19 protein-coding genes are annotated in these 17,580 nt (G+C 38.5%); 2 read left to right on the top strand and 17 right to left on the bottom strand.

All coding sequences use genetic code 11. The features are described 5' to 3' along the window. Positions 1 to 144: 144 nt before the first annotated feature. The 8 genes from recR to L659_RS0113005 form a co-directional block, all read right to left on the bottom strand. Positions 145 to 753 (bottom strand): recombination mediator RecR, encoded by a 609-nt coding sequence (gene recR, locus L659_RS0113040; RefSeq protein ID WP_008165968.1) that lies wholly within the window; start codon positions 751 to 753, stop codon positions 145 to 147. 7 nt (positions 754 to 760) lie between these two features. Next, the gene (locus L659_RS0113035) at positions 761 to 1,087 is read right to left on the bottom strand and encodes a YbaB/EbfC family nucleoid-associated protein (RefSeq protein WP_002962306.1); all 327 of its coding nucleotides are present in this window, start codon (positions 1,085 to 1,087) and stop codon (positions 761 to 763) included. Between the two features lie 60 nt (positions 1,088 to 1,147). Beyond that, a complete protein-coding gene (gene dnaX / locus L659_RS0113030) occupies positions 1,148 to 3,673 on the bottom strand; it encodes a DNA polymerase III subunit gamma/tau (protein WP_024590820.1) in 2,526 nt (841 codons plus the stop codon). A 3-nt stretch (positions 3,674 to 3,676) separates the two neighbouring features. Then, entirely contained in the window at positions 3,677 to 4,222 is a 546-nt protein-coding gene (gene apt / locus L659_RS0113025; protein ID WP_007584093.1) for an adenine phosphoribosyltransferase, read from the bottom strand. 170 nt (positions 4,223 to 4,392) lie between these two features. Next, positions 4,393 to 4,515 carry a hypothetical protein gene (locus L659_RS1000000124050; protein ID WP_002962301.1) on the bottom strand — a complete coding sequence of 41 codons (123 nt, stop codon included), beginning with the start codon at positions 4,513 to 4,515 and terminating at the stop codon, positions 4,393 to 4,395. 72 nt (positions 4,516 to 4,587) lie between these two features. Continuing rightward, positions 4,588 to 5,340 (bottom strand): HvfC family RiPP maturation protein, encoded by a 753-nt coding sequence (locus L659_RS0113015; protein ID WP_024590819.1) that lies wholly within the window; start codon positions 5,338 to 5,340, stop codon positions 4,588 to 4,590. 36 nt (positions 5,341 to 5,376) lie between these two features. Further along, entirely contained in the window at positions 5,377 to 6,234 is an 858-nt protein-coding gene (locus tag L659_RS0113010; RefSeq protein ID WP_024590818.1) for an HvfB family MNIO-type RiPP peptide maturase, read from the bottom strand. Between the two features lie 67 nt (positions 6,235 to 6,301). Then, the gene (locus tag L659_RS0113005) at positions 6,302 to 6,835 is read right to left on the bottom strand and encodes an HvfA family oxazolone/thioamide-modified RiPP metallophore (protein ID WP_010553389.1); all 534 of its coding nucleotides are present in this window, start codon (positions 6,833 to 6,835) and stop codon (positions 6,302 to 6,304) included. Positions 6,836 to 7,060: 225 nt separating this feature from the next. On the opposite strand from L659_RS0113005, the gene L659_RS0113000 reads away from it, so the two are divergent. Together L659_RS0113000 and L659_RS0112995 are read left to right on the top strand one after the other, a co-directional pair. Next, positions 7,061 to 8,041 (top strand): tRNA-dihydrouridine synthase, encoded by a 981-nt coding sequence (locus L659_RS0113000; protein WP_024590817.1) that lies wholly within the window; start codon positions 7,061 to 7,063, stop codon positions 8,039 to 8,041. 61 nt (positions 8,042 to 8,102) lie between these two features. Beyond that, a complete protein-coding gene (locus L659_RS0112995; protein ID WP_024590816.1) occupies positions 8,103 to 8,429 on the top strand; it encodes a TraR/DksA C4-type zinc finger protein in 327 nt (108 codons plus the stop codon). A gap of 16 nt (positions 8,430 to 8,445) precedes the next feature. Here the strand turns inward: L659_RS0112995 and L659_RS0112990 are convergent, their stop codons facing one another. The 9 genes from L659_RS0112990 to pyrC all read right to left on the bottom strand — a co-directional run bounded on the left by L659_RS0112990 (position 8,446) and on the right by pyrC (position 17,317). Beyond that, positions 8,446 to 9,489 (bottom strand): hypothetical protein, encoded by a 1,044-nt coding sequence (locus tag L659_RS0112990; RefSeq protein ID WP_024590815.1) that lies wholly within the window; start codon positions 9,487 to 9,489, stop codon positions 8,446 to 8,448. Positions 9,490 to 9,550: 61 nt separating this feature from the next. Further along, positions 9,551 to 10,810: a tetratricopeptide repeat protein gene (locus L659_RS0112985; protein ID WP_024590814.1), complete on the bottom strand. Its 1,260-nt coding sequence runs from the start codon at positions 10,808 to 10,810 to the stop codon at positions 9,551 to 9,553. Positions 10,811 to 10,821: 11 nt separating this feature from the next. After that, the gene (locus tag L659_RS0112980; protein ID WP_024590813.1) at positions 10,822 to 11,439 is read right to left on the bottom strand and encodes an energy transducer TonB; all 618 of its coding nucleotides are present in this window, start codon (positions 11,437 to 11,439) and stop codon (positions 10,822 to 10,824) included. Then, positions 11,439 to 11,843 (bottom strand): ExbD/TolR family protein, encoded by a 405-nt coding sequence (locus tag L659_RS0112975; RefSeq protein ID WP_007583867.1) that lies wholly within the window; start codon positions 11,841 to 11,843, stop codon positions 11,439 to 11,441. The genes L659_RS0112980 and L659_RS0112975 overlap by 1 nt, the downstream gene beginning before the upstream one ends. Before the next feature lie 14 nt (positions 11,844 to 11,857). Then, positions 11,858 to 12,382, bottom strand: a complete 525-nt coding sequence (locus L659_RS0112970) for a MotA/TolQ/ExbB proton channel family protein (RefSeq protein ID WP_002961709.1) — start codon at positions 12,380 to 12,382, stop codon at positions 11,858 to 11,860. Next, the gene (locus L659_RS0112965) at positions 12,382 to 13,746 is read right to left on the bottom strand and encodes a MotA/TolQ/ExbB proton channel family protein (protein WP_007583865.1); all 1,365 of its coding nucleotides are present in this window, start codon (positions 13,744 to 13,746) and stop codon (positions 12,382 to 12,384) included. The genes L659_RS0112970 and L659_RS0112965 overlap by 1 nt, the downstream gene beginning before the upstream one ends. A gap of 6 nt (positions 13,747 to 13,752) precedes the next feature. Then, positions 13,753 to 14,523 (bottom strand): DUF3450 domain-containing protein, encoded by a 771-nt coding sequence (locus L659_RS0112960; RefSeq protein ID WP_024590812.1) that lies wholly within the window; start codon positions 14,521 to 14,523, stop codon positions 13,753 to 13,755. 1,097 nt (positions 14,524 to 15,620) lie between these two features. Next, the gene (locus tag L659_RS0112955; RefSeq protein ID WP_002961702.1) at positions 15,621 to 15,824 is read right to left on the bottom strand and encodes a cold-shock protein; all 204 of its coding nucleotides are present in this window, start codon (positions 15,822 to 15,824) and stop codon (positions 15,621 to 15,623) included. A 440-nt stretch (positions 15,825 to 16,264) separates the two neighbouring features. Next, a complete protein-coding gene (gene pyrC / locus L659_RS0112950) occupies positions 16,265 to 17,317 on the bottom strand; it encodes a dihydroorotase (protein WP_024590811.1) in 1,053 nt (350 codons plus the stop codon). Between the last annotated feature and the right edge of the window lie 263 nt (positions 17,318 to 17,580).

Below are 17,580 nucleotides of genomic sequence, written 5' to 3'. Positions count from 1 at the left end.
AGCTACACGTTTAGCCCCGCAAAATGATTAAGTATTATTGCGGATTGGTATTAGATTGCTTCTAAGCTTACCTTAAAAACAAAAAAGCCTACATAATTTAATCATGTAGGCTTTTATAATATCTTTTCAAATAGTGACTTAGAGTTAGTCTTGTGTAACTAAACGCCTGCCGCTAAAAGCATGCATAAGCGTTCTACCATCTACTAAATCAAGCTCGCCCCCCACAGGAATACCGTGAGCAATACGCGAAGCACCTACTTTATATTTATGACAAAGCTGAGCAATATAATGAGCTGTAGTATCGCCTTCAACGGTAGGGTTAGTCGCTAAAATAACCTCATTAATACCGCCTTGAGCAAGTTTTTGCTCTAAAACGTCTAAGCCAATTTCTTTAGGGCCGATACCGTCAATTGGCGATAAATGACCCATTAAAACAAAGTATAGCCCTAAATACTGACCTGTTTGCTCAATGGCAAGCACATCAGTAGGCGATTCAACAACACATAATATGCCGCTGTCTTGGCGTTTTGTACTTAAACAAATATCGCACTGAGCTTGTTCGCAAAAAGTACGACAAGACTGACAATGCCCTATGGCTGTCATTGCTTTAGTCAATGCATTGCCCAGCTGAGTGCCTCCCTTTCGGTCGCGCTCAAGCAAGTGAAAAGCAATACGTTGCGCTGATTTTGGACCAATGCCCGGTTGACAGCGCAGTGCTTCTATAAGCTGATTTAAACTATCTGAAAGTTGCATTATTTACTTAAAACGGCATTTTCATACCTGGTGGTAATTGCATACCGCCAGTTACTTTACCCATGCGCTCTTGTGTTTCTTCAGCAACACGGCGTACAGCATCGTTACATGCTGCTGCAAGTAAGTCTTCAATCATGTCTTTGTCGTCTTCCATAAGGCTTTCATCAAGCTGAACACGACGTACATTGTGGTTACCAAGCATGGTTACTTTAACTAAACCGGCACCGGCTTCGCCAACAACTTCTAATGTTGCGATTTCGTCTTGGGCTTTTTGCATGCGATCTTGCATTTGCTGCGCTTGCTTCATCATGTTGCCCATTCCACCTTTAAACATAACTTTCTCTCTTTCTTTTAATACATTAATTAACATGAACATAAGGGCGATTGTAAGTAATTACAATGCCTGAATACTGTTTTCGTCGATTTCGGCGCTAAATACTTGCTGAAATTGTACTATGTTTTCATCAGATGTGATCACATCGATTGCTTGTTGATGACGACCTGCATCAATTTTTTGCTGAATAAGATAAGGAGAGTCAATAACTCCCTTAGCAAAATTAATACTTAACGACACGTTATGCTCATAAATACTCGACAATGCGGCATCTAATCTTTGGCGAAGCATCGGTGTATCTAAATGCTTTTGTGATTCATCAACGTCTATATGTAAACTGTTGCCTTGCTTGGTAAATATTGAATGCAATGCAAATTGGCGCATACGACCACCCAGTCCCATACGTTTAATTAAATAAGCCCATTCATCTTGTTGATGTGCAAATCTAATTTCACTAATTGGACTTTGAAAATCATCAGGGGCAGGAATACTTACTTCCTCTGGCACTATTTCAGGCGCTTTTTGAGGGTTTATTTGCTCAAGTAATTCTGGCGCAAGATTTTCAGTAATTGTTTGGTGCTTTGCTTTAAAATCAATCTTACTAGCTGGCTTTATGTTGGAGTGATTATGTGCCTGGGTTTGGCTCCCTGTTACTGGGAGCTCATGCTTTTTTTCACTCTCACCTTCGCTATCAGTTGCCCAAGGAGGGATATCGCCAGACGCAGTACTTGAAGGGCTATTAAGCTCACTTGAACTTGTATCTGCACTACCTTGATGAACACTTTGGGCTTTAGGCATTCTTGGATGCTGTTCTGGCTTTTTAGCAGGCGCTTGGCTTGGCTGCACTGCTACATTATTTGCAGATGTACTTGTACTCTTGCCTGATAACCTACCCGCACCCGATATGTTTCTGTCGCGTAAAATACGAGCAATGGCAGATTGCGCCTGCGCTTCTTGTTCAGCTATTGGCGTACTTGCATTGTGATTTGTTAAGGGCTCTGGTGAAGACTCTGAGTTTGCAGTAGGTGCAGGTTTAAAACCCTGATCTACAGCGCTACTCATTATATCATCAAACTGCGAAGCTAACGTTTGCTCAGCATCACTATGTTGCATGTAAGCTTCATCTTCACTTTGGCGCTGGGCTTGAGCATCCGAAACAACATTGGTTTGTGGTTGATCATTAGCTGAAGCCTGTTGCTTTAAAGCGTTTTCACTTTGTTGAACCGGTTGCTCTACTGCAACTTGGGCAGGCTCATTATTACTTTGTACGACATCATTATTCGATGTCTGAGCGGCAACATTTGGTAAAGGCTCTATCTCAAGGGATTTAGGCTGCTCTGTATTGCTAACTGGCTTAGTATTATTTACAGGGACACTACTTTGGCTAGCTACAGTGTTTTGCGATGTTTTATTTTTATTTAATATATCTCGCAGTGCATTTGCACGGCCTTGTTTATTTGGGGCCGGCTCTTCGTTTACTGTGTGTACAGTTTGTTGAGCGTCTGTAGGCTTAAATGCTAATAATCTTAGCATTATCATTTCAAAACCTAAGCGAGGCTCTGGTGCCCATTGTAAATCTTTTTTACCATTTAACAGTAACTGATAATAAATTTGAATTTGTTGTGGGCTCGTATGTTGTGCAACATGAGCAATATAATCTACATTTTTTTCATCTAGCCCTGCCGCTTCTGGCACTAACTGGGTTAGTTGAGTCAAATGCGTAAGTGCAATTAAATCATCAAGCAATGCCACATAATTAGGATTACGACTTGCCACCTGCGCAATCTCATCCATTAGCGCAGCGCCATCTTGTGCAAGTAATGCTGCAAGCAAGCTTTGGCTATAATGAGTATCCATTAAACCAAGCATAGTTTGTACTGCTTGGTTATTAATATCACCATTTGTTTGTGCGATAGCTTGGTCGGTTAAGCTAAGTGCATCACGCATACTGCCATCAGCGGCTTTTGAAATAATGCTAAGTGCATCGGTATCAAAGCTAAGCTGCTCTTGAGTAAGTACGTGTTCAAGCTGTGTTTTAATCTCACTTTGCGACAAGGCATTTAGGTTGAATTGTAAACAGCGAGATAAAATAGTAACTGGTAGTTTTTGAGGATCGGTCGTCGCCAATAAAAATTTCACATGCTCTGGTGGCTCTTCAAGCGTTTTCAAAAGCGCATTAAAGCTGTGCTTAGAAAGCATGTGAACTTCATCGATTAGGTATACTTTATAACGTCCACGTGTTGGCGCATATTGAACGTTATCGAGTATTTCGCGGGTGTCTTCTACTTTTGTTCGAGAAGCCGCATCTATTTCGAGTAAGTCAATGTAGCGCCCTGCTTCTATATCTAAACAGCTGCTACATTGGCCACACGGATTTGCAGATATACCTTCATCGCAATTTAAGCTTTTAGCAAAAATACGCGCAATAGTCGTTTTACCTACACCGCGGGTTCCAGTGAATAAATAAGCGTGATGCAGTCTATTTTGTGTAAGCGCATTTACAAGCGCTTGCTTAACATGAGACTGCCCAACCAATTCATGAAAGGTTTGAGGACGCCATTTTCTCGCTAGAACCTGATAACTCATCGATTACTCGCCTTCGAATTCAACCAATTTTAGGATTTTAATACCCATTTTTTTGATGCGCTGCTCGCCACCAAGTTCTGGTAGTGATACAACAAATGCAGCATCTGTGGCTTCGCCACCTAGTTTATGAACTAATTTAGCTGTGGCTTCAATTGTGCCGCCAGTTGCTAATAAGTCATCAACTAATAATACTTTATCGCCAGGTACAATTGCATCAACATGCAGCTCTAGCGTGTCTTCACCGTACTCAAGTAAGTAATCTTGACGAATAACTTCGCGTGGTAACTTACCTGGTTTACGAACTGGAATAAACGGAATGCCTAATGCGTAAGACAGTGGCGCACCAAAAATAAAGCCACGTGATTCTGTGCCAATTATTTTAGTAAAACCCTGATCTTTATATTCTGCGATAAACGCGTCAATAGTTGCTTTAAAGGCTTCTGGATTTGCCATTAAAGTGGTTACATCGCGAAACATGATGCCCGGCTTTGGATAATCAGCAATTGTAGTTATGCTGTTTTTGATAATTGCTGGTGTTACTTGAGTCATAATTTTAACTGCTCAATTGTTTATATTACAAAGCAGGTGATTATAACCTTAACTAACCTTTAATTGCGAGTTTGGCGTTACTATAAAAGAAGTATTAACTATGGGGGGGTAATTAAAATAAAGTGGTTCAAGGCTGAAGTAAGCAACAGCCTTAATAAACGCTATGCATTTTAAGTTAAGCTAGTGATCCAGCCTAATATTGCATTTAAACAACCAATCCCTGCAAATACAGCTAAGAAAGCAAGAAAATAAGTAGCGTTGAACGGATCTTTAAAGTCTTTATCATCTGACATTGGTACAACCTTTTATTAAGCACGACAAATAAGGCTGCCATAATAGACGATGTAAAATCATCAATAAAGACCTTAATCTTGATTTTTTGTCACAATTACACCGCGTTCAACCATTGCATTGAGGGTAACTAATGCGCCTTGAGCAATTTGATCTGCATTAAACTGTGGTGCATGAGCGAATACCTGTTGGCAAACGTCGTCAAATGTCGCTCCATCACTTGCCTCAATAATTGATAGTAACAAAGCAGTCATCGCATTCGTAGCCAGAAATTGAACGTCATCATCTTCATCTCTATATACAACAAAATAATTAGGCTGAGGTGATGGCTCTTTTGGTTTAAAGCGATTGCTAATATTTTGAACCGGAAATTGATAACTTAAATTTCTTGCCGTTTTCGATAAATACAAAGCAGAACTAGTAAGCGCTGTTGTTTGTAATTTTTGCTCTTGCTCATCTTCGTGTGCAATCGATACATCTAGCTCTACCCATTCATAATGTGCAAGTTCTAGCATAAACACGGGATCGTATCTTTTTATTTTATAATCACTTGATAAATAATTAATAAACTCCCCTGCTATATCTAAAAAGTACGGCGAATGACAATCATATTCGCTAAAAAACTGGCGTACAAGAACCAGCCATTGCTTGTCTGTATATAAGGTTTTTAATACCGGAAAGCCTGATGATATAAAACCTTCAATGTTATTAAAAAATAGGTCGCGATAAATGGACATACGTCTGTCTTCGATACCGCTGGGCTTTTTATTTTTTTTAGGCTCGCGAATATGCGCCATAAATTCGTTTTGTATTTCAATAAAGCTCATAACCAGGCACTCTTTTAATATTTATAAAGGCTTATATTAAGCTCGTTGTTTTGAAACCATTGAAGTAATGTGTTTAGCTTGTAGCTCATGAATTATATCTAACTCTTTGGTTAAAATATTCATGGTAGGGATATTAAAATCGCGCTCAAGCAAGGTTGGAAATACGCCATGCACTTCATATGCTTTATCCAGTAGCTCCCACACAGGATCAATGACATCAGCACCATGTGTATCAACTATTAAGTCATCAGCCTCATTATAATGGCCTGCAACGTGCCCATAGGCGATACGATTAGAGGGTAACCCTGTTAAAAATTCTTGTGCGTTATAGCCATGATTAATCGAATTCACATAAATGTTATTCACATCCAGTAAAAGCTTGCAGTCTGCTTGCTCTAAAATGGTATTTGTAAATTCCAGCTCTGATAATTGCTGTCCAGGAGCGCCATAATAGGAAACATTTTCTATCGCAATTTGCTGCTCAAGTATGTCTTGTACTTGTTTAATACGAGGGACAACATGTGCTATTGCATCTTGTGTAAACGGAATAGGCATTAAGTCATACATATGGCCTGTACCGGAACAGTAACTTAAGTGCTCACTGAAAATTTTTATATTGTGCTCTTCAAAAAAAACTTTTAAAGATTTAACAAATTCAACATCCAGTGGTTCGGGTGAACCGATAGACAGTGATAATCCATGACACACAAAATTATTTGCATCTGTTAATGTTCTAAATTGCTTTTTAAAGCGTCCACCTAATTTTAACCAGTTCTCTGGCGCAACTTCCAAAAAATCTACTTGATTAGGTACGTGTTCAAGCAGTTCATCAAGCATTTCTCGTCGTAGGCCAAGGCCCACCATCCCGAAATCTGTACTCTGGATTTGTGTCATAACTACCTCTAACTTATCAAAAAAGGGCCTTAAGGCCCTTTTAGCATAACTTATTTAGAATAAGATATTAACGACCGCCACATTTACCTTCGCCGCACTTACCTTCTTTTTTAGTTTTTTTAGCATCGCCGCCGCATTTACCTTCACCACATTTGCCTTCTGTTTTAGCTTTTGCATCTTTTGCATCGCCGCCACATTTACCTTCACCACACTTGCCTTCTGTTTTAGCTTTTGCATCTTTTGCGTCGCCGCCACATTTACCTTCGCCACACTTGCCTTCTGTTTTAGCTTTTGCATCTTTTGCATCGCCGCCACATTTACCTTCGCCGCACTTACCTTCTGTTTTAGCTTTTGCATCTTTAGCATCGCCGCCACATTTACCTTCGCCGCACTTACCTTCTGTTTTAGCTTTTGCATCTTTTGCATCGCCGCCACATTTACCTTCACCACACTTACCTTCTTTAGCGTCTAGTTGGTAACCTGTCACTAATTGTTGAAACTCAAATGGGTTGGCTTGTACATCTGCAGATACAAAGCTTGCAGAGCCAACAACTACTGCACCTAAAGTTAACGCGATTGTATTTTTTTTAACTGTATTCATTTTGTGACTCTCTTTAATCAAGTATTGTAAATCTCAGCAATAAAAATGTATTTTAAATTGCTTGTATGCTTAAGTAGACCTGTACAAGAATAAAAACTTTCATTTATTTTCATAATATTTACTTTTGCGGTTTCTACATTAAATATGGTTGGTAATTACAGATTTATCAATGTGTGATTTACAGGTAAACTATGCGTCCAGTTTTTTATCAAAATTAATCACTTTATGAAACTTGTTTTAGCACCTATGGAAGGTGTCGTTGATTTTAAAATGCGCCAATTACTCACAGACATTGGTGGGTTCGATTTGTGCGTTACCGAGTTTGTAAGAGTGGTTGAAACATGCTTACCTGATAAAGTTTTTCATCGATTTTGCCCTGAACTACATAATAATGGATTTACGCGAGCAGGTACTCCTGTGCGTGTTCAATTACTCGGCCAAGAAGCAAATCCGTTAGCCGAAAATGCAGTAAGAGCAATTGCTTTAGGATCTCATGGGGTCGACCTTAACTTTGGTTGCCCAGCAAAAACCGTTAATCGTAGTCGAGGGGGTGCTGTACTGCTTAAAGATCCTGACCACATGTATACGATTATTAAAGCAGTCCGAGATGCTGTAGATGATAAACATGAAGTAAGTGCAAAAATTCGCTTAGGCTTTGATGACGACAGTAACAGCCAAGAAATTGTTGATGCTGTGGTAAGCGCAGGCGCAAATAGTGTAGCTATACACGCCAGAACCAAACGTGATGGTTATAACCCGCCAGCTTATTGGGAAAAAATTCCACCAATAATAAAAGATAAAAATATTGCCGTTGTTGCCAATGGTGAAATTTGGCAAGTTGAGGACGCAATGCTTTGCCAAAAACGAAGTGGATGTACTGATTTGATGCTTGGTCGTGGCGCCCTTTCGCACCCTGATTTAGCAAAAAAAATTAAAGCTCATGTAAATAATGAACAATATGATAGCCTTCAATGGGAGCATATTATTTATCACTTAATCCACTCTGCTATTCATCAAGACCCTGCAAAAGATGAAAAGTATTTTGCTTCTCGTACAAAGCAATGGCTAGGTTACCTTAAACGCCAATACCCGCAAGCGATCGATTTATTTGATGAAATCAGGCGTTTAAAAAGTAAAGAAGATGTGGCAAGCGTATTAAATAAATACGCCAAAGCACCGCAACTTGATTCAAATCATAACGGCTAACCTAAAGCCTCTAGATAATATCAGTATAACGTGAAGCCAATTTAATAAGGTTGTACTGATAATGCATCATCAAAAAAGACTAAACGATGAAATAGCACAAATTAAATTAAATATATTAACTATGCTTTCTAAATCAGCCTACCCTACACATCAGCATTTAATACAAATTTTAGATAATACAGCAAACAATGAATGGTTAGACTGTGCAGCAGAGAAGCTAGGTCCTGAGTATGCGTTTTTGATCAGTCGCATGACTAAATTAGAAGCAGCGGTCAGCCAAATAGAAATTGGGCAATATGGCTACTGCTGCGACTGTGAAGAAAAAATACCAGCCAAATCACTTGAACTAGATCCCGCAACCCAACGGTGTACAAAGTGCGCACAATAAGCGCACTTTCAAATCATTATATAATTTGTTGTATAAAGCTAAATGATTGCCCTGGGTAGAGTATTATATCTTCAACTAAATATTGAGCATCTTCTTGGGTGATTTCTAAGCGTTTCATAAGATTCACCTTTGCCTGTGGCAAAGTCCACGCATGGTAATGAATGCCAATATCTGATTCCATCATTGCAAGCATCAATGTTTTATCTTTATCAGACATGTTCATATTGCTCGCCATTGCAGGTAAGTCTTGATAATCAGCCTGCCAATTAAGCCCTTCAATTAATTTTTCATTCGATAGATACTGCACTAAAAACGATTTTTTATGAGAAATAGACAATTTACTGTCGAATGCAACACGATCTAATACTTTTATATTTTCATTTAAAATAGTAACCCACTCTAGCGGTGAATGTACTTCGCCACTAAAGTAATTTAGTTTGCTCTGATACCACTGTGACCCATTTGGCAGGCCTCTCAGACCAACACTACCTCTAGGCTTGTAACTAGCTAAATAATCGCTAAAAGCTCTTATATGACTCTTAAGCGCTGGTTGAACGTCATTACTACCTATCGCACTCAATACATAGCTTTGTAGTAGTGTGAGCTCAATTTTATTCAGCTTTAAATTGCTTTGTTTAGCACTGTCTAGCGTATCTTGGGTTAACTTAAGCCAAGTAATAATATTATCCGGCGTACTTTTTGAACCCTCAAAAGCAAGCATGTTTTTTAATACGTCTACTTGAGCCGGCCAATTAAAATAGCGCTCAGGAAAGCGCTCTGCAATAACCAAGTAGTTTACTTGTGCAATTTGATTGAGATTAAGCTCCATACCCATTAGGTTCTGATAAATAGTATGACGTTTAACTAAATACGCATCAGAAAAGACCAATTGCTCTTTAGTAATCCTATCGATTTTTTTAGCGTCTGGTTGTACAAGTGCCATGTTTAAAGTTTTTAAAGCAACTTGTGCGTCTTCAAATGACTCATAAGGTTGAGGCTGCTTTGAACATGCAGCTAAAAATAAGCACAGTAGTAATGAAAAAGAGAGCTTTTTATACATAGTAGTTCCAATAAAAAAAGCCCCAGAGGGGCTTTTTATAAGTTGCTTTAGCTAATTAAAATTAAATTTTAACACCGTTGCGAGCGGCTTTATCTTTAATATATGTAGACCAACCTTTTGCAAACTTACGTGTGCGAGGGTCATCCATAGCTTTAGTAATTGCAGCATATGCTTGCTTATACTTACCTTGATAGTAATACGCTTCAGCTAAATCTGAATAAATAGTACCTTTTTTGTCAGAGCCAAGCTCTAATGCTTTGTTCAAACGAACAACAGCAGCACTGAATTTCTCAGATTGTAAAAGTAATGAACCAGCTTTACGGTAAAGTTCAGCGTCGTCATCAAATTTAGCAGCTTCTTCATAGTACTTAGCAGCTTTTTCTAGATCTTTAGAGCGATGATAGTTACTAGCAATCGCGCTAATATTCTGCTTTGTACGTTTTACTTTTTCACTCTTAACGGCCTTTTCTAGCGTTACAGCTGCTCTAAAAGGGATCTCGTTTAGAGAGTAAAAGTTAGATAAGACTTTATAATCAACTTCATTTTCAAAGTAACCATTATTGTATGCAACTTCCATCGTTGCTAAACCTTTAGAATAATCCTCAGTTTGTAGGTAATATTTACCTAAACCAATCCAAGCTTTTTTATCATCAGGCCATACACGAACAATTTCTTCGCCAACTTTAACCATACTTGCATAATCTTTAAGTTCAAAGTATGCAGCTAGTTTTAGTTGGAAAGGGCCTTTATTTGGCTCTTTTTGAAGTTTAATTGCCTTATCTGCTGGTTCAAAAACATCACGAAACTGCTCTAGCTGGAAATTAGCTTGGGCAATACGCGTATAAACCGTAGGGTCTTCTTGGCCAGTGAAGTCCATCCAAGCTACATAAGCTTTTTTGGCTTCTTGATACTTTTCAGTACCGGCGTATAAATCGCCTAACAGTTTTAGAGTTTGTTCTTGATCAGCAAAGTTTAAAACATCAGGGGCAACTGCTTGTTTAGAATATTTAATTGCTTCGTCATACTTTTCTTTCTGCGCGTACATGCTACCTAAGTAACGATTTACAGTCGCTTTATCAAAGTCATTCGAAGCATCAATCTCTCTAAGCAAAACAATTGCTTCATCAACTTTTTCTTCGTTGTACAAGTCAAATGCTTTAATTACCTTTTTACCAGTACGCTCGCCCATGATTTTAGTTTTTGCTTTTTTACGCTCTTCAATTTTTGCGTAATCTGGCGCTGCTAAAACAGATGCACTTAAAGTAGCACCAGTCACAGACATAAGAATCGCAAGAGCAGTTACTTTAGAAAAATTTCTCATTACTCGCCTCCTTAGTTGCCTTGGTTAAGTTTAAAGTCTAATTGAACTTGTAAACCTGGTTGTTTCTGTGGTTTTCCGTCAATGATCTTAGGACGGTACTTCCATTTACGCAATGCGCGTTTAGCTTCACGGTCAAAGATACGTTTTGGATCTGCGTCAATTACTTCAACGTCAGTTACTCCACCTAACTCATCAATTGTGAATGAAAGTTGTACCCAACCTTCTTTGCCATCACGTGCTGCTTGCGTTGGATATTTTGGTTCTATACGAACGATAGGTGTCGCATCACCATCTCGTCCAAATGCACCAGGACCACTTAATCCACCAGCTGAACTACCTATATCGATACTACCCATATTAAATGACATAGCACCAGGATTAGGGTTATTATTTTCCGGCTGTGGCGGCTGCGGTTTAGGCGGCTGCTTTGGCGGTGGTGGAGGAGGAGGCGGTACACGCTTCCTCTCCTGCACCTTAGATTCAGGCGGATTCGTCATTATTTCGACTATGATCTGCTCTTTTTGTTCCGTATTACGGTCAGCCCCACCAGAGATGAGGAAGGCCATGAAGTAGAACAAGCCGAAAGTAACTGCCCCACCTGCAATCAGTGAAAACAGAAAACGAATCATTACTGATCTCCAGCTATTGAAATTCTAAGGTTGTCACCCGTCGCTTTAATCTGGTCCATAACTTTAACCACTGTGCCGTGTTTAGCTTCTTTATCAGCTTGTATAATCACAACTTCAGTAGGTTGTTCTGCTAATAAACTTTCGATTTTTGCTGAAATACGTTCAACATCAATTTGTTGTTTATCAACCCAGATTTCGCCGTTACTACGAATAGCAATAAAAATGTTAGCATTTTTTTGCTTAGTAGCTTGGGCAGCTTTTGGTTTATTGACCTCGATACCAGCCTCTTTAACGAACGATGTAGTTACGATAAAGAAAATAAGCATGATAAATACGATGTCAAGCATTGGCGTCATATCAACCGCTGCTTCTTCTTCTTCACGAAAACGTTGTTTACGTGCCATATTTAATTCTCTCTCTAGTGATGAGGCATACTATCAATAAGTTTGGCTTTCACCATTTTAGCTTTTGTCTCAAGACGTGAGCTAAAAAATACTCCAGATAGTGCCGCAACCATTCCAGCCATTGTTGGGATTGTTGCCATTGAAATACCTGATGCCATTAAGCGTGCATTACCCGTACCCTGGTTGGCCATGGTTTCAAAAACCGAGATCATACCAGTAACAGTACCAAGTAAGCCTATTAAAGGACAAACAGCTACTAATGTCTTAATCAACAACATACGCTGATCTAATTTTTCAGACGCTTCAGAAATCCATGCTTCACGGATTCTGTGTGCGTACCAAGACGTAGTGTCTTGGCGGGCATCCCACTTTGCTACAATTTCTTTCGCTGTGCGAGGAAACTCTGCAAGTAGAAACCAATAGCGCTCAATCATTAAAACCCACATCAGAAAGAGTGCTATCGCGACCACGTATAAAACCTGGCCGCCTGTGCCAACAAAATCCCTGATAGATTCCCATATCTCCATCAGGACTAGCATTAGGCTTTCTCCTTCTCCGCGTGAGTAGCAACGATACCCGCGCTTTGCTCATCAAGGATGTGTAATACCGACTTACTACGACCAGCTACAAGAGCATGAAGTAGAATTAGTGGTAATGCAGCAATTAGACCTAGCGCTGTAGTTACAAGTGCTAGAGAGATGTTACCTGCCATGATCTTCGGATCACCCGTACCGAACAATGTGATTGTTTGGAACGTTAAGATCATACCGATTACTGTACCTAGTAGACCTAGTAATGGTGCGATTGCAGCAAGAATCTTAATTATGTTGATACCAGCTTCGATGCGCGGCGTTTCACGTAGAATCGCTTCATCAAGTTTAAGCTCAAGGTTTTCAACATCTTGGTTCTTGTTGTCATGGTACACTTTAAGAATACGACCCAGTGGGTTATTTGTATTCGGTGTAGCAACATTTTTAAGCTGGCTCTTAATCTTACTAGTAGTAAGTGTAAGGTCAACAAAGCGAATTAGAGTAATTAGCATACCTAAAGCTAGTAAAGCTGTAATGATATAACCAACTACGCCACCTTGATGGAAGTATTCCATAAGAGTCGCTTTTTGAGTGTTGATACGTAAGATAGCACCACGAGTCGGATCGATATAAACACCAGCGTAGTTATCTGGTGATGTATTTTCAAGATCAGTGATACCGTCTAAAATATAGCTATCAGGCTGTTTACCTAGAGGCTGAATAGACTTAGTTTCTGGTGAATAAATTAAGTAACCATCGTCTGTAACTAAGTTAAAGTTACCGATACGCGTTACTTTCTTCATTGACGGGTTACCGTCAAGACCAGCAACTTCAGTTTCAAAAGTTGAAACTTTAGCTGATTCAGTCATTTCTGTTTGAAGTGAAATCCAAAGTTCTTCAAGTTCGCGAACTGTAGGAAGTTCTTTAGCAGCAGCTAATGAACGTAAGATTTCTGCACGGCCAGGTTTCTCAGCACTAACTAGTGATGCTTCGATAGAACCGATAGCGTCTTGAGCTGCACGACGTACAACACCAAACATCTCACCCAAAGTACCTTGAGCACTTTGAAGGGCGGCTTCTTTTTCAGCTAACGTGTTTTCATTTTGTGCATATTGCTTAGTTAAGCTTTCACCACGAGACTTCTCAGAAGCAAGTTGGCTTTTAGCTTTATTAAGTAAAGATTGCTTGTCAGCACGATCTGATAAGAACTCTTGTTCACGTTTCTTATCGATTTTACCTTCAGAGATACGCTCTTGCTTTACTTGCTCAAGTATTTTATCTAGAGCTCCAGTATTTGCATGTGCATTTAACGCGGTACCTGCAGAAACAGTTAGTACTGCGGCAACAGCAAAACCTTTAAATAGTTTCTTCATTATTGATTACTCCGCGCCAAAGATAGGTAGTTTAACAAGTTCTAATGTCGCTTGCTTACGCGCCATACGAATAACTTCTTTAACAGGTTTTAGGTATTCTTCACCTAATTCTTTCCACTGTTTAGTGTTGTTATCCCACACCCAAGCATGTTTCAAGTCAAAAGACTGAGCAACGTAAGTAATACGACCTAACTGACCGATATCAACGTTAATACTTTTGCCATCAACTTCTAGTGTACCTTGTGAAGCAGATACAAGTGAGCTGTATGCTGTTTCAATAGTGTAAGCTTCAAGTACTTGACGGAATTTTTCAGACGTCGTTACAGACGCAGAAACCATGATTTCACGTAGTCTTTCAACACGTCCTAAACGCGTCTCTAGATTAAATGGAACGTCCGCTTTGATGAATTGCTCAAGCGTATCGATCATGCGATACATCAAAGGCACAACGTTTTGTTTCGTGTTATCAATCGTAGCGATTTGACGATCAAACGATTCAATAGACGCGTTTTGGCTATCAACCAAGCGCGACACGTGATCGTTATACACTTTCATAAGTTCAGTCTCATCAACAACGCTACGGTACTCAGCGATTAGCTCCTGAGTTTGACCATATACATTGTCAATTTTAGTTTGAGACTTAACCGCAGCCTTTTGAATTTGTTGACCTGCTTTTTGCACGTCATTCAAAGGATCTGCAATCACATTGCTGCTTGCAAATGCAAATGCGCCAACCAACGCAGTTGCTACAAGACTCTTTCTGATTTTAACAGACATAGTTCCCAACCAATTAAGTAATGTTACTTTTATAATTTAATTATCCTCCGAAGAGAACAACCCTGATATCTTTTAATAGATATCAACCTTCCAATAATGCTAAATGCAATTAGCGCTGTCAACTTGATGTTTACTAATCTCTGCAAATAAATAGCTAAGTTAATGCTTAAACAAAAGTACTAGCACACAACTGTTAACATTATTGCAACCAAGCTTTTGCTTAATATTTCGATTAAAGCCTTTTGAGGGGTGTATTTATTCGCATTGTACTGACATAAAACAACATTATTGCAACATTTAGCCAAAGCTGAATTCGCACTGAAAAAAAACAAAAAAAAATATAGATAGATATAACAAAAGTTATTTTTTAAACGATTTCAGCACATTTTATCTCCCCAATAACACTTCATCTGAAAAAACAAACCATTTGTCGCACAAAAAAACAACACTGGATAATCTCTAATACCGCCCACCTTGCTTTATGCACGCAATACCTAAAGCCATTTATAAAACGCGTTTCCCATAAATAGTAATAATAAGTTTCTTTTAGCAAGGCCTGAAATAGCCAAATAGCTTTCGATAATTAGACGAGTTACATTTACCGCTTTAGAGTGCTCATTAATACTATTTAACAGTTAAATTTATTTAGTAACAAAGTTAATCACAAAAAGTTGCTCAACTTTAATAATAATGGACTATAAATGATGCCTAACGCTTCCATAATAAGCTATCAGAGGCCTATAGAGGTTCCCTTGCCCATTTATAGTTAAAGTACAAAACTTCAACCTGATTGCACTAGCAAGACTTACACTAAAATTTACACAGATTGTTATTTGGCATCATTTTTATGTATATAAGTATCGGATCAGTTGGATAAATTGTAAGGGATGTTTTAAATGCGATAGAAAGTGGTTCGATTGTATAAGTTATTCAGATAATTGAATTTTGGGTTTGTATTAAAATAGAAGATTTAAGAATATATGAAATTTGTGTTCAAGGATTTAAAAAGAAGGATTTTATTAATTATGTACATAGAGAGGAATTATGGTGAAACAGAGACCTGCTTCACCAAGATGAACTAGAGTTCACATAATAAATTATGCTGCTTCTACGTTCTCAGCTTCAGGGCCTTTTTGACCTTGTTTGATGCTGAATGTCACTGCTTGACCTTCGCTAAGAGTGCGAAAACCAGAACCAGTGATTGCGCTGAAATGTACAAACACGTCAGGACCATTTTCTTGTTCAATGAAACCAAAGCCTTTAGCTTCGTTGAAAAACTTTACTTTACCAGTAACCGACATACTAAATTTTCCTGTAAGTCAATAATTAAAATTCAGCCATATTATTATGGCAATATCCTCCCTGAGTCAATGCTCAAAAATATGGAGGTACAGTACAGGAACAAGTAATAACCTAACCGGTAACCTTAAACGCAGCACAATATCCGTAAATTCAATACATAAAAACTCAAAGCAAGGTAAGATTAACACATTATATTTTTTTTCGCTCTATTAATTGGGAATTATTTATTAAAAATATAAATTTGTTTTAAATCGCCTTTAACTGACTAATTTCCAAGCAAAAACTATAAAGTATTATTGTAATATATATTGCTATAAACGCGTATAAAAGCCCTCTACAACAGCAATACTGTCAAACAACGCTTCAATAACATCAAAAATACAAACAAAAAAGCCGCTTTAAAAATTAAGCGGCTTTTGGTTTAAATATAAAATATTAACTATTTAACAGACCAATCAATAGTATCTTCTGCTTTTATAGGCACAACTTCAGAGTCGCCTAGGGTATAACTTGCAGGTACGTCCCATGGTTTTCTTTGTAATGTTATTGTATCGGCATTACGCGGCAACTCATAAAAGTCAGGACCAAAGTGGCTTGCAAATCCTTCAAGCATGTCCAAAGCTCCTGCGTCTTCGAATGCTTCAGCGTATAACTCAATAGCGGCATGGGCCGTATATGCACCAGCACAACCACAAGCAGCTTCTTTTTTATCTTTATAATGTGGTGCAGAATCAGTTCCTAAGAAAAACTTTTTATTTCCACTTATAGCTGCGGCCATTAATGCTTGCTGGTGAATGTTACGTTTGAGGATTGGCAAACAGTAATAATGTGGGCGAATTCCACCCGCTAACATATGATTACGATTATAAAGTAAATGATGAGCTGTAATTGTTGCTGCTACATTGCTAGGTGCATTAACTACAAACTCTACTGCATCTTTAGTTGTAATATGCTCTAGTACAATTTTAAGTTCAGGAAAGTCACTTACCACATCCCCTAAAATCGTCTCTAAAAATACTTTTTCACGGTCAAAAATATCAATTGATGAATCAGTAACTTCTCCGTGTACTAACAGCAACATACCTACTTCTTGCATTGCTTTTAAAACCGGGTAAATATTTTTGACTGATGTAACACCCGAATCAGAATTGGTTGTAGCGCCAGCAGGATAAAGCTTTGCAGCTACTATTTTGCCCGTTGCTTTTGCTTTCTCTATTTCATCTGGTGTCGTTTTATCAGTAAGGTAAAGTACCATTAATGGCTCAAAGGCACCTTGTGGGCCTGCTGCCATAATACGTTCTCGATAAGAAAGAGCGGTATCAGTACATGTTGCCGGCGGAACAAGGTTTGGCATAATAATAGCGCGACCCATGTATCTGCTAATGTCTCGTACAGTATCCTTTAGCTGGTCGCCATCACGTAAATGTACATGCCAGTCATCTGGGCGAGTGATAGTAAGGGTTGTTACAGAGTTTGTATTATTGCTTGTCATTACTTTGTTCCAAGGCTGAATTTATCCGATCATAGGCATATGATGTTTTCGAGTAAAGATTTTATTAAAAATAATGCATATGTTGATGACATTACCGAGTTGTGTAATTAAAGCTTAATACTCCAATTCAATTGGGATTAGCTATTGTTATTACTTACAATTAATTAAAGTCATTCGTCATAATAATTTACAGCCAATTAAAACCACTCATCGCTTTATTTTGTACAAAATCCAAGATTAGGTTAACTTAGCTACGTATTTAA

Origin of the sequence: Pseudoalteromonas sp. S8-8 (genome assembly GCF_000497875.1) — a bacterium.
Taxonomy (GTDB): Bacteria; Pseudomonadota; Gammaproteobacteria; order Enterobacterales; family Alteromonadaceae; genus Pseudoalteromonas; species Pseudoalteromonas arctica.
The sequence above is the reverse complement of the archived record's forward strand: the minus strand, read 5'-3'. Positions and strand labels throughout refer to the sequence as shown.